We start from the raw sequence: 12,114 nt of genomic DNA on the forward strand, positions 1-12,114 counted from the left end.
CCTCGGCGGCCAAGGCCCTGCCCGCGCTTTTCACTTTTAACTTTTCACTTTGAACTGGTTTTGGAGGTATGTTTTGGGACTTGCCATAGGGGCGGTGATCGCCGGGCTGGTTATTTTGGTGTGGAGTGCCGACCGCTTCGTGGACGGTGCTTCGGCGACCGCCCGTTACGCCGGCATGCCACCGTTGCTGATCGGCATGCTGGTGATTGGCTTTGGCACCTCGGCGCCGGAAATGGTGGTCTCGGCGCTGGCCGCCAGCGACGGCAACCCGGGGCTGGCATTGGGCAACGCCTACGGCTCCAACATCACCAACATCGCCTTGATTCTTGGCGTGGTGGCCTTGATCAGCCCGATCGCGGTGCACTCCTCGATTCTGCGCAAGGAGCTGCCGGTATTAAGCGTGGTCACGCTGCTGGCCGCCTGGCAGCTGCACGACGGCCTGATCAGCCGCAACGATGCGCTGGTCTTGCTGGGGGTGTTCGCGCTGCTGATCGGCTGGTCGGTGTGGCAGGGCATGCGTGGCCAGAGCGACACCCTCACCGGCGAGGTGGAGCAGCAACTCCAGGCCGACGCCCTGCCGTTGCGCCGCGCCCTGTTCTGGCTGGTGCTGGGGCTGGTTCTGCTGATCGCCAGTTCGCGGCTGCTGGTGTGGGGCGCGGTCAGTATCGCCCAGGACCTGGGTGTCAGTGATCTGATCATCGGCCTGACCGTGGTGGCGGTGGGCACGTCGCTGCCGGAGCTGGCCTCCAGCCTGGTGGCGGTGCGCAAGAACCAGCACGATCTGGCTCTGGGCAATGTGCTAGGCTCGAACCTGTTCAATACCCTGGCGGTGGTGGGCATCGCCGGCGTGATTCATCCGGTGACGGCGGAACCGCTGGTGCTGTGGCGGGACTGGGCGGTGATGGCCGCGCTCACCCTGGCGTTGTTCGTGGTGGGTTACGGTTTCCGGGGCGCCGGGACAGGACGCATCAATCGGGTCGAGGGCGGTGCTCTGGTGATCGCCTGGCTGGGTTACACCGGCTATCTGGTTTCCACCATGGTCACCGCCGGTTAACGGAACCGCCCGGCGATGTTGCCCAATTAAGGAGAGAGCATGCGCGCACCTTTGGAGCAAAACTCCTTTCTGGTCCTGCTGGTGGTGGTCACGCTGGCCTTTCTGATGCTGCTGCAGCCTTTCTACGCGCCGATCTTCTGGGCCGCGGCGGTGGCGCTGATCTTCTACCCCATGCATCTGCGCCTGCTGGCGCGCTGGCCGGGCAAGCCGACCCTGGTGGCGATTGCCTCGTTGCTGATCTGTACCGTGGTGGTGGTGATCCCGGTGCTGGCGGTGAGCGCATCGTTCATTACCGAAGGCGTGGCGGTGTATCAGAAAATTCAGGAGGGCCAGCTCAACCCCGGCGACTACCTGGAAAAATTCCGCACCGGCTTTCCCACCGCTTACCACGGCCTGGAGCGGCTGGGCGTGGACTTCTCCAATCTCGGCGATCAAATCATGGCCGGGCTGAAAAGCGCCGGTCAGTATCTGGGTAAGCGCGCGTTGGATGTGGGGCAGAACACCTTCCGGTTTTTCATTGACCTGGGTTTGATGCTTTATCTCACCTTCTTCCTGCTGCGTGACGGCCCCAAGCTGGTCAATATGCTGATCCGCGCCCTGCCCCTGGGCGATGACCGCGAGCGTCTGCTGTTCAATAAATTCGCCGAGGTCACCCGCGCCACCATCAAAGGCAACCTGGTGGTGGCGGCGGTGCAGGGTGCCCTGGGTGGCTTGATCTTCTGGATTCTGGGTATCCCCGCGGCGCTACTGTGGGGCGTGGTAATGGCGCTGTTGTCGCTGATTCCGGCGGTGGGCGCCGGGCTGATCTGGCTGCCGGTGGGGTTGTATCTGTACGCGGTCGGCGACACCGTCGAAGCCACGGTGCTGATTCTGTTCGGCGTGCTGGTGATTGGTCTGGTGGACAACCTGCTGCGACCGATTCTGGTGGGCCGGGACACCAAACTGCCCGATTATCTGGTGCTGTTCTCCACCCTGGGCGGGCTGGCTCTGTTCGGCATCACCGGCTTTGCCCTGGGGCCTTTGCTGGCCGGGCTGTTCGTGGCGTTCTGGCAGATTTTCATTGAAGAGTTCAACATGGAATCCGCGTCCCCGGAACCGGCAGCCCCCGAGGCCGGTCAACAAAGGCAGGGCCGACCGCGAAAGGCCGACTGAAATAACAAGCACAGTCAGGAGAGGGTCATGAAAACCGTATACATTTCCATGCTGGGTGTCGCCACCCTGCTGGGCGGTTGTGGCGGGGAAGACGGCGTCTTTGATTCGCTGAAACCGCGTGCCTCCGTGTTTTATTACAACCAGATCACCAGCAACGGCGCCGCCGATCAGAACGCCCTGACCGTGGATTTCTACGTGGAAGCGGACGACGACGACAGCGCCCTGAATCAAGGCTACTCCCGCGACGACGACGCCGATGAATTGGAAGTGCGCATCGACGACAACGAAGACAACAACAGCGTGAGCCTGCGTGGCGAAAGCCAGACCGGCGCCACCCTGTTCACGGAACGGGCCCGGTTCACCAACGAGAGCACCTACACCGCGGTCTCCTACGGCGACACCAGTGTGGGCGGCGTCAAGCTCGGGGTGTTCCAGCAGGATATCAGCGATGTGCCCACTGGCACGGCGCGATTCCGGGTGATCAACACCGTCGATCCGGTGCAGTACAACCGTTTTGGCATCGCCTTGCGGTACAACAGCGACCAGACGCCGTTCGCGGACGAACTGCGTGTGGGCGAGGCCACGGATTACCAGACCATGAACAGCGGTCTGCTTAATCTGGTGGTGGCGGACAGCGAAGAGGACCCCGAGGAAGTGCTGGATCGGGTCGACTGTACCCTCAGCGGCGGCAAGGCCTACGACGTGATTCTCGCCTTTGAAGACCCGCTCAATCTGCCCACCAACGCCGGCGATGTGGACGGGGAGTTGGTGTTGTACTGCCATGAACAGGATGAGCCTTGAGGTTTTCAGTTTTCAGTAAGAGCTTAGTGTTTTGGGGGCATGGCTGCTCCCGCTGTCTTTCCGTTGCGCCGCCACGGCGTTAGCATGCTCCGGTGCATACCGGGGGAAAACCATTGCCTGCCATTCATACTCGCGGTCCGGCGCTGACGTTGCGTGCCGGCGCGGACGCGCGCCGCCATCTTCTTGAGCACGGCCTTCGTGCCGGCGACATCAGCGTGATCCCCGGCGCCGCCGGTGGCCCCAAGGCGCTTGGCATCGCCGGGCTGGATCAGGCGGTGTTTGGCGAGTTCCTGCCCTCCGCGCCACGGCCGCGCACTCTGATCGGTGCGTCCATCGGCAGCTGGCGCTTTGCCGCCGTGGCGGGAGGCGACCCGGTGGCCGGGCTGGAACGTCTCGCCGACCTCTACAGCCGCCAGCGGTTTCCCAAGGGCATCACCGCCCGCGAGGTCACGCAACGCTGCGCGCGCATGCTGGCGGATCTGCTCGAAGACCGTGATGCCGCCATCCTGGATAACCCGCACTACCGGCTGGTGGTGGTGGTGATTCGCAGCCGCGCGCTGATCGCCGGTGAAGGCCGGTTCGGTCTGGGGCTCGGGCTGGCCGGGGTGATCGGCGGCAATCTGCTCAGCCGCCGGGCGCTGGGCGCCTTTATGGAACGCGGGCTGGTGCACGCCGGTGACGGGCCGCTGCCGTTGGGACCGCTCGACGATTTCGCCACCCATCACATTCCCCTGGATCGCGCCAACCTGCGCGCTGCCCTGCTGGCCAGTGCCGCCATTCCCATGGTGTTGGAAGGGGTGCGCGATCTGCCCGGCGCGCCGCCGGGCGTGTACCGCGACGGCGGCCTGCTCGATTATCATCTCGACCTGCCCTATCAGACCGACGATCTGGTGCTGTACCCGCACTTCACCGACCGGGTGATCCCGGGCTGGTTCGACAAACCGCTGCGTTGGCGCAACGGCAACGCCGGGCGCCTTTCGCGCACCGTGCTGTTGGCGCCGTCGGCGGACTATCTGGCCAGCCTGCCGCGCGGCAAATTGCCGGACCGCACCGATTTCAAGTACTACCAGAACGACGACGCCGGCCGGGAGCGCTATTGGCGTCAGGCCATCGGCGAGAGCCGGCGCCTCGGCGATGAGTTCCTGGAATTGGTGCACAGCGGCCGGTTCGCGCAGCGTGTGGCGGCCCTGTAGCGGCCCTGTAGCGGCATTGTAGCGGCGCTGGTAGGCTGGCCCACCGAGATTCTTCCAGGAGAGTGTATGGCCGACGCTGAACCCCTGCGCAGCCGTTCGCAGCGGGCCCATTCCGGGTGGGCGCTGACCCGCGCGCTGGTTCATCAGTACCAGTGGTTCCACGTCACCACCGGGCTGATTGGCAACACCACCTTCGTGATTGGCAGCGTGTTTTTCCTGTGGAAATCCTGGATGCTGCCCGGCACCTGGCTGTTCATTATCGGGTCGCTGGGCATGTTGATCGGCAGTCTTGGCAACGCCATCGTCACCTACGAACGTGCCAAGGGGCGGGTACCCGGCGACGTGCAGGAGCATCCCGAGCCTTGAGCCTTAACCCGAGGCCGTAGCCAACCAAAGGGCCTGACCAGGGCCGCAACCAAAGAGAGCCGCGTTGAAACAGTCTTCCCCCGCCCTGGGCCGGGACATCTGGCGCCAGACCTGGCCAATGACGGTGGGCGTCACCTCGCTGCTGGGCTTTAACCTGGTGGACAGTGTGTTCGTGGCCCGTCTTGGCACCGAGCCGCTGGCGGCGCAGTCGTTCAGCTTTCCCCTGGTGTTCCTCACCATCGGCATTCAGGTGGGCATGGGGATCGCCATCGCCGCGTTGATCTCCCGCGCCATCGGCGCCGGCCAGGGGCACCGCGCCGGGCGCCTGGGTGTGCTGGTGCTGGCCGGCGGCGGGGCCGTTATGGCGCTGCTGTTGATGCTGCTCTGGCTGCTGCAGGACAGCGCTTTCGCCCTGCTCGGCGCCAGCCCCGAGATTCGCGCGGTGATCCGGCCGTTCTGGGCGGTGCAGGTGTGCGCCGGCTGGGTCGGCGCCATGGTGTATTTCGGTTACAGCCTGTTCCGCGCCCATGGCAACACCCGCTTTCCTGGCACCATGATGCTGCTCACCAGCCTGATCAACCTGGTGCTGGACCCGATCCTGATCTTTGGCCTGGGGCCGGTGCCGGCGCTGGGGTTGCCCGGTGCCGCCTGGGCCACCCTGGCGGCGTTCTCCTGCGGCGGCCTGGTGCTGGCCTGGGCGCTGCGTGGGCGCGGCTGGCTGGAGCGCCAGGACGTGATGCAGGAAGCGCGGATGTCCGCCGGACCGTTTGCGCGCATCGCCGGCCCGGCCATGATCAGCCAACTGATGCCGCCACTGGCCGCCATGCTCGCCACCGGCCTGGTGGCCGGCATGGGCGAATCGGCGGTGGCCGCCTGGGGGCTGACCAGCCGCCTGGAAGGCTTTTCCATCGTGCTGGTGCTGGGCATGACCATGGCGCTGCCGCCGTGGTTGGGGCGCTGTTACGGCGCCGGCGACTGGCCGCAGGTGGAGCAATTGATGCGCACCGCCGCGCGCATGATCCTGATCTGGCAGGTACTGATCGGGCTGGTGCTCACGGTGCTGGCACGGCCGCTGGCGTCACTGCTGGTGGAAAGCCCGCAGGTGCGCGATCACCTGGCCACGCTGATCCATTTTCTGCCGCCCAGCTATGGCCTGCTCGGGGTGTGCATGCTGGTGGTGTCGGCCAGCAACGCGCTGGGCTGGCCGATGCGCGCCATGGCGATCTCGTTCCTGCGCCTGTTCGCCTGCTATTTGCCGTTTTTGTGGCTGGGGTCGCAACTGGCGGGGTTCACCGGCCTGGCGGCGGGCGCCGCCATCGGTAACCTGTTCGCTGGCGCCATGGCCTGGCGGGGGTACCGGCTTGCGCTGCGCGCACGAATGGCGCAAATCGCACCTGACTGAGCGTGGCCTGAGCCGACCAGCGGCGCTATCTTGTTGGTCATGGCGTTTTTCGAAGCCACCGGCTTCGGCAAAGGCCAGCAAAAAAACAACTCAGGGAGAGACCATGTCTTTATTGTCCACGCTTCGCGCACCGCTGGCCGGTGCTCTACTGGTGTCCGCCACTCTCGCGCAGGCCGCCGCCACCGACATCAACGAACGCATCGCCACGCTCGCCGAGGCCCAGCGCCCGGCGCTGCTGAAAGTCTTCAAGCAGTTGCACGCCCATCCGGAGCTGGGGTTTCAGGAAACCGAAACCTCGAAGATGATCGCGAAACACTTGAAGAAACTGGGCTACCAGGTGCACACCGGCATTGGCGGCACCGGCATCGCCGCGGTATTGAAAAACGGCGATGGCCCGACGGTGATGTTCCGCAGCGACATGGACGCGCTGCCGCTCAAGGAAGACACCGACCTGGATTACGCCAGCCACACCCAGGTGACCCTGCCCGACGGCAGCAAAACCTACGTGGCCCATGCCTGTGGTCATGACTCCCATGTGAGCTGGCTGTTGGGCATCGCCGATGTCATGAAACAGACCCGGGACGCCTGGTCCGGCACCCTGGTTCTGGTGGCCCAGCCCGCCGAGGAGCTGATCGAAGGGGCCCAGGCGATGGTCGATGATGGCCTCTACGATCAGGTTCCCGAGCCGGACATGCTGATCGCCGCCCACGTGTTCCCGGTGTGGCCCTCCGGCACGGTGGCGGTGCGCGCCGGGCGCCGCATGGCCGGCAGCGACGCCATGGATGTGACCCTGCATGGCATCGGCAGCCACGGTTCCGCGCCGCAAAATGGTATTGATCCAGTAGTGCTCGGCGCCCGTTCGATCATGGCCTACCAGACCATCGTCAGCCGCAACATCGACCCGCAACAACCTGCGGTGCTGACGGTCGGCGCGGTCGCCATTGGCGAGGCCAACAACGTGATCCCCGACAACGGGGCTCTGCGCCTCAATCTGCGCTGGTACCAGGAGCCGGTGCGCGAACAGATGCTCAAAGCGATCAAACGGGAAACCAACGGCATCGCCCAGGCCGCCGGCGTGCCCGAGGACCGCATGCCGGAATACACCATGAAAGGCCACGCCGAACCGGTCTACAACGATGAGGCCCTGGTTGAACAGGCGCAGCCGGCGCTGATCGCCGCCCTCGGCAAGGACAAGCTGATGCCCGGCTTCCCGCCGGTCATGGGCTCCGAGGACTTTCCGCTGCTGGTGTCCGGGGTCGAAAACGCCAAGACCCTGTTCGTGGAAGTGGGCGGCGGCCCGGCGGACGTGGTGAAAAAGTACATGGCCACCGGCGAATTGCCGCCGATCAACCACAACCCCAAATTCGAGATCGTCGACCCGGGCCTGGCCATCACCACCGCCATCAAAGCCAACAGCGCCTTGCTGATGACGTTTTTGAAGCAGTAAAAGAGTAGAGCGCGCCGGCGCGCGAGCGGAAGGGGAACAAGGAACAGGATGAAGGGAACAGGCGGCGTTGTAGCAGGCCGCGCCAGCGACGGTGTTGATTTGGTGTGTTTCGTCGCCTGCGAATATCCACAACGCCGCTGTGGGAGCAGTCCGTGGCCGCGAACCGAGCCTCAAAGGCGAGGCCGGTCTGACAAAGCCGATTCGCGGTCAAGGACCGCTCCCACAGGAAAATCCAAACCTGGCGCGAACCGGGCTGTTCCCTTTAATTCAGATCTCGTTCCCCGCTTTGCTACAACGCCGCGTGGGAGCGGTCCTTGACCGCGAACCGCCCGCAGGGCGGAGCTTTGAGTTCCGCCTCGCATTGAGCAAGCCTACCGCTGCCCCAAATGATGCGCGTGGTAGCGCAGGTGATCCTCGATAAAGCTGGCGATAAAGAAATAGGAATGGTCGTAGCCGGGGTGCAGCCGCAGGGTCAATGGCACGCCGGTCTGTTCGCAGACCTGTTGCAGCGCCTCCGGTTGGAGCTGGCCGTCCTGGTAAAAATTGTCCGCCTCGCCCTGGTCCACCATTAGCGCCTGGCTGCCGCCCTGAGCGCGGATCAGCTCACAGGCATCCCACTCCTTCCAGCTTTCCCGGTCTTCGCCCAGGTAACCGCTGAACGCCTTTTCCCCCCAGGGGCACTGGCTGGGGTGGGCAATCGGCGCGAACGCCGACACCGAGGTGTAGCGCCGTGGGTTTTTCAGCGCGCAAATCAGCGCGCCATGACCGCCCATGGAATGACCGCTGATCGCCTCGCGACCGTTAAGCGGAAAATGCGCCTGCACCAGCGCCGGCAATTCGGTGGTGACGTAATCGTACATCCGGTAATGCTGGCTCCAGGGTGCCTGTGTGGCATTGAGGTAGAAGCCGGCGCCGGAGCCGAAGTCGTAGCTGTCGTGCTCGCCGGGCAGGTCGGTGCCGCGTGGGCTGGTGTCCGGGCAAACGATGGCGATGCCCAGCTCCGCGGCCACCCGATGCGCGCCAGCTTTCTGCATGAAGTTTTCATCGGTGCAGGTCAGCCCCGACAACCACCACAGCAACGGCACCGGCTTCTCTTCCGCCGCCGGCGGCAGATAAATCGCGAACACCATCTCGCAATGCAGGCTGTCACTGCGGTGTTTATAGCGTTTCAACCAGCCGCCGAAGGATTTGGTGGCGGACAGGAGTTCCAGGTCGTGGGAGGCGGACATGGGGCGGGTCCTTTGGTCTGTTCAAAGTGTTAAAAGTTAAAAGTTAAAAGTTAAACGCGGTCCAGGCTTTACCGGTAGCACGGCCGAGCCCGCGCCTTTTAACGTTTAACCTTCAACTTTCAACTTGTTCAATAAAGAATCACCGAACGAATACTCTTACCTTCATGCAACAGATCGAAGGCGGTATTGATCTCGTCCAGACCCATGGTGTGGGTGACGAATTCGTCGATTTTGATGTGGCCGTTCATGTAGCGCTCCACGTAGCCGGGCAGCTCGGTGCGGCCCTTGACGCCGCCGAAGGCGGAGCCTTTCCAGACCCGGCCGGTGACCAGTTGAAACGGGCGGGTGGAAATTTCTTCGCCGGCACCGGCGACGCCGATGATGATCGACTCGCCCCAACCCTTATGGCAGCACTCCAGCGCCGAGCGCATCACGTTCACATTGCCGATGCACTCGAACGAATAATCCACGCCGCCGTCGGTGAGTTCGACGATCACGTCCTGGATCGCGTCGTTGTATTTCTTCGGGTTGATAAAGTCGGTGGCGCCGAACTGCCGGGCCAGGGCTTCTTTGCTGTCGTTGACGTCGATGGCGATGATGCGTTCCGCCTTGGCCATCACCGCGCCCTGAATCACCGACAGGCCGATGCCACCCAGGCCGAACACCGCCACCGTGGAGCCGGGCTCCACTTTCGCCGTGTTCAGCACCGCGCCGATGCCGGTGGTGACGCCACAGCCGAGCAGGCAGATCTTATCCAGCGGCGCTTCCTTGCTGACCTTGGCCAGCGACACCTCGGGCACCACGGTGAATTCCGAGAAGGTGCTGGTGCCCATGTAGTGGTTGATGTCCTGGCCGTTCAGCGAGAAGCGGCGGGTGCCATCGGGCATCAGGCCCTTGCCCTGGGTGGCGCGCACCGCGGAGCACAGGTTGGTTTTGCCGGACAGGCAGAACTTGCACTGGCGGCATTCGGCGGTGTACAGCGGAATCACATGGTCGCCGGGTTTGACGCTGGTCACCCCTTCGCCCACCTCCTGCACGATGCCGGCGCCCTCATGGCCGAAGATCGACGGAAACAGGCCTTCCGGGTCCTTGCCCGACAACGTGTAGGCGTCGGTGTGACAAACGCCGGTGGCAACGATCTGCACCAGCACTTCCCCGGCCTTGGGGCCGGCCACGTCCACTTCTTCGATGCTCAGGGGTTTGCCGGCCTCCCAGGCCACGGCGGCTCTTGATTTCATGCGTTGCTCCTTGGGGAAAATAGGGCGCCGGACGCTAGACGCTGGACGCCGGACGCCGGACGCCGGACGCCAGACGCTTAACCCTGACTCTGGAAGGTGCGGTGTGTTTGCTGCCAGGCGCAGCAGAAAACACGCCAACCATCTCAGCACCGGGTTTAGCGTCCGGCGTCCGGCGTCTGGCGTCTGGCGTCTGGCGCCCAGCGCCCAGCGCCGAGCCCTTTCTACCGCCAGTGTACTGGTGCCACGCCGCCCCCTTAAGGCATCATCCCACAATAGATTATTGCTCAGGAACAACAATGCAGCACTGGGACCGTATAGAAGCTTTTGTTGAGGTGGTGCGGCACCAATCCTTTGCCGGGGCGGCCCGCGATCTGGGCGTGTCCGGTTCCCATGTGAGCCGGCTGGTGGCGCGGCTGGAAACCCAGCTGGGCACCCAGCTTCTCTACCGCACCACCCGGCGGCTGCGGCTCACCGACGCCGGCGCCGTTTATTTCGAATACTGCTCCCAGCTGTTCGATGGCTTTCAAGAGGCACGCAACGCCATCGGCGACTATCAGCAGCAGCCCACCGGCGTGCTGAAACTGACCTGCGCCACCACCTTCGGCGAGCAATTCATCGCCCCGCTGGTGAACGATTTTCTGGCCCTGCACCCGCAGCTCTCGGTGCGCATGGAGTTCACCAATCGGCGGGTGGACATCGTTGACGAAGGCTTTGATGTGGCGATTCGCACCGGCGCCTTGCCGGATTCGTCGCTGATCGCCCGCAAGCTGTGCCCACGGCGCGAGTATCTGGTCGGCTCGGCGGCTTATTTCGAGCAGCACCCGCACCCGCACACCCTGGGTGAGCTGGCCAGCCACAACTGCCTGCTCGGCTCCATGGATCACTGGAGTTTTGATGTGCAGGGCCAGCATCGAACCTGGCGGGTTCAGGGGCGCTGGCGCGCCAACTCCGGGCTGGCGCTGCTGGACGCGGTGCGCAAGGGTCTGGGGCTGGCCCAATTGCCCGACTATTACGTGGAAACGCACCTGGCCAGCGGTGAGCTGGTGGCGGTGCTCGACCAATACGCCTGCACCCACACGGCGGTGTGGGTGGTTTACCCCCGTCACCGCCATTTGTCGCCGAAAGTGCGGCAGTTCGTGGATTTCCTGGTGGCCGGCATGCAGCGGCGCGGCCCGGGCTGAGCCGGTGGCGCGGCAATGGGCCCGAAACGCCCGGCCTTGAAAGCCCGCCCGGCTGGCATCAGGTAACAGGGTATTCGAGCACACCGACAAGGAGAGATCATGAGCACAGGGATCATTCCACCGCTCGGGCTGGGTACCTTCCGGCTTAAGGGCGAGCCGCTGATGGGCAGCATCCACAAGGCGTTGGACCTGGGTTACCGGCACATCGATACCGCCCAGATGTATGAAAACGAAGAGACCGTCGGGGCGGCGGTGGACGCGCACGGGTTACCCCGCGAAGAGATTTTCCTGACCACCAAAATCTGGCATGACCGGCTGCGCCACGATGATCTGCTGGAAAGCCTGCAGCAAAGCGTCAACCGCCTGCGTTCCGATTATGTGGATCTGGCCCTGATTCACTGGCCCAGCCCCAACGACGAAGTGCCCATGGAGGAATACATCGGCGCGCTGGTGGAAGCCAAACAGCAGGGCCTGGCGAAGCACGTCGGCGTTTCCAACTTCACCGTGGCGCAGTTGGAGCAGGCGCGCGCTCTGCCTGGCGGCGATCAGTTGATCACCAATCAGGTGGAAGTCCACCCGTTCCTCACCAACCGTAAGGTGGTCGAGGCGATCCGTAAGCAGGGGATGACGGTCACCGCCTATATGCCGTTGGCGGTGGGTAAGGTAATGGAAGACGCCACCTTGAAGGAGATCGCCGCCCGTCACGACGCCAGCCCCGCCCAGGTGGTGTTGGCATGGCTGCATCAACAGGAGGCGGTGGTGATTCCCTCCTCAACCAAAGAGGCACATCTGAAAGCCAATCTGCAAGCGCTGGATCTGACCCTGAGCGACGACGACGTGCGTGCCATCGAGAGCCTGGACCGGGGCGAACGCATCGCCGACCCGGATTTCTCGCCGCGCTGGGACTGACTTTTTACTGACGTTTTCCGATCCCTCCCCCGCGGGCGGCGCCAAGCCGCCCGCTTGTTCCTGACCGCCATTCCGTGATATTGGTCACATGAAAAAAGTGGCAGGGCCGTCGTTCCGTTGGCTTTCCTTCCTCAACCCTGCC

11 protein-coding genes are annotated in these 12,114 nt (G+C 64.0%); 9 read left to right on the forward strand and 2 right to left on the reverse strand.

Going from position 1 to position 12,114, the window contains the following annotated elements; translation table 11 throughout:
* Positions 1–73: 73 nt before the first annotated feature.
* From CGS25_RS12905 to CGS25_RS12935, 7 genes are all read left to right on the forward strand, one after another.
* Complete coding sequence (locus CGS25_RS12905) at positions 74–1,054, forward strand: calcium/sodium antiporter (protein ID WP_101675732.1); 981 nt, start codon at positions 74–76, stop codon at positions 1,052–1,054.
* A gap of 39 nt (positions 1,055–1,093) precedes the next feature.
* The gene (locus CGS25_RS12910; RefSeq protein WP_089034073.1) at positions 1,094–2,206 is read left to right on the forward strand and encodes an AI-2E family transporter; all 1,113 of its coding nucleotides are present in this window, start codon (positions 1,094–1,096) and stop codon (positions 2,204–2,206) included.
* 27 nt (positions 2,207–2,233) lie between these two features.
* The gene (locus CGS25_RS12915) at positions 2,234–3,007 is read left to right on the forward strand and encodes a hypothetical protein (RefSeq protein WP_101675733.1); all 774 of its coding nucleotides are present in this window, start codon (positions 2,234–2,236) and stop codon (positions 3,005–3,007) included.
* A 113-nt stretch (positions 3,008–3,120) separates the two neighbouring features.
* Entirely contained in the window at positions 3,121–4,200 is a 1,080-nt protein-coding gene (locus CGS25_RS12920) for a hypothetical protein (RefSeq protein WP_101675734.1), read from the forward strand.
* A gap of 66 nt (positions 4,201–4,266) precedes the next feature.
* Positions 4,267–4,566 (forward strand): YrhK family protein, encoded by a 300-nt coding sequence (locus CGS25_RS12925; RefSeq protein WP_101675735.1) that lies wholly within the window; start codon positions 4,267–4,269, stop codon positions 4,564–4,566.
* A gap of 118 nt (positions 4,567–4,684) precedes the next feature.
* Positions 4,685–5,968, forward strand: a complete 1,284-nt coding sequence (locus CGS25_RS12930; RefSeq protein ID WP_101675768.1) for an MATE family efflux transporter — start codon at positions 4,685–4,687, stop codon at positions 5,966–5,968.
* A gap of 103 nt (positions 5,969–6,071) precedes the next feature.
* The gene (locus CGS25_RS12935) at positions 6,072–7,415 is read left to right on the forward strand and encodes an amidohydrolase (RefSeq protein ID WP_101675736.1); all 1,344 of its coding nucleotides are present in this window, start codon (positions 6,072–6,074) and stop codon (positions 7,413–7,415) included.
* Between the two features lie 371 nt (positions 7,416–7,786).
* Here CGS25_RS12935 and fghA read toward each other — a convergent pair whose 3' ends face one another.
* Together fghA and CGS25_RS12945 are read right to left on the reverse strand one after the other, a co-directional pair.
* Positions 7,787–8,644, reverse strand: a complete 858-nt coding sequence (fghA, locus tag CGS25_RS12940; protein ID WP_101675737.1) for an S-formylglutathione hydrolase — start codon at positions 8,642–8,644, stop codon at positions 7,787–7,789.
* A gap of 128 nt (positions 8,645–8,772) precedes the next feature.
* Complete coding sequence (locus tag CGS25_RS12945) at positions 8,773–9,882, reverse strand: S-(hydroxymethyl)glutathione dehydrogenase/class III alcohol dehydrogenase (protein ID WP_101675738.1); 1,110 nt, start codon at positions 9,880–9,882, stop codon at positions 8,773–8,775.
* A 296-nt stretch (positions 9,883–10,178) separates the two neighbouring features.
* Between CGS25_RS12945 and CGS25_RS12950 the strand changes: the two genes are divergently transcribed.
* Positions 10,179–11,063: a LysR family transcriptional regulator gene (locus tag CGS25_RS12950; RefSeq protein ID WP_101675739.1), complete on the forward strand. Its 885-nt coding sequence runs from the start codon at positions 10,179–10,181 to the stop codon at positions 11,061–11,063.
* Positions 11,064–11,162: 99 nt separating this feature from the next.
* A complete protein-coding gene (dkgB, locus tag CGS25_RS12955) occupies positions 11,163–11,972 on the forward strand; it encodes a 2,5-didehydrogluconate reductase DkgB (protein WP_101675740.1) in 810 nt (269 codons plus the stop codon).
* Positions 11,973–12,114 lie beyond the last annotated feature (142 nt).

The sequence above is a fragment of the Alloalcanivorax mobilis genome (genome assembly GCF_002864685.1).
Taxonomy (GTDB): Bacteria; Pseudomonadota; Gammaproteobacteria; order Pseudomonadales; family Alcanivoracaceae; genus Alloalcanivorax; species Alloalcanivorax mobilis.